Below are 670 nucleotides of genomic sequence, written 5' to 3'. Positions count from 1 at the left end.
TCAACTGCATGTAAATGGGGCTATAGCTCAGCTGGGAGAGCGCCTGCCTTGCACGCAGGAGGTCTGCGGTTCGATCCCGCATAGCTCCACCATTTACTTGTTGGTTCAATGGTTTACTCACATTGCTCCACCATGACATGCATTGGTTAGAGATGCCAAAGATAAACAAAATTTATCTTTGGCTTTTTTAAGCCCGCTCTTTAACAATTAGGAAAGCTGATAGTATTTAATTGCATGAGTCTGTCATGTGATTAATTACAAATCGTTCGATACGAAAGTATTGAACATTGAGTTCTCAAAACACTGTTTAAGTGTCTTGAATATTCTAAAAACTAAGGCGATTTCGTGTGCGAAAGTGCATGAATTATCAAAGTAAAAACCAGCTGGTCACAATATGACCCACGTTTTCTTATCTTTTGTTTCTACAAAGGGTGAGCGCAGTTAATCGCTTATTAGGCAAGGCTTGAAGTTGAACGACGAATGAGTGTAGCAGCGCTACAGGATTGAGGAGTGAAACTGAAAACGCCGGATAATAAGATGAGTAACAAGCGTAAGAAAGACTCATTTGGGTTGTATGGTTAAGTGACTAAGCGTATACGGTGGATGCCTTGGCAGTCAGAGGCGATGAAGGACGTAGTAACTTGCGAAAAGCGTTGGCGAGCTAGTAACA

Annotated in this window: 1 tRNA gene and 1 rRNA gene; both read left to right on the top strand. The window is 41.8% G+C overall.

The features are described 5' to 3' along the window. Positions 1 to 16 precede the first annotated feature (16 nt). Positions 17 to 92, top strand: a tRNA-Ala gene (locus L2703_RS18905). Positions 93 to 576: 484 nt separating this feature from the next. After that, a 23S ribosomal RNA gene (locus L2703_RS18900) occupies positions 577 to 670 on the top strand; the annotation flags it as partial.

This window comes from Shewanella basaltis (genome assembly GCF_023283885.1).
GTDB classification, from domain to species: domain Bacteria; phylum Pseudomonadota; class Gammaproteobacteria; order Enterobacterales; family Shewanellaceae; genus Shewanella; species Shewanella basaltis.
Note: the sequence above shows the minus strand (reverse complement) of the source record. Positions and strands in the feature narration are given on the sequence as shown.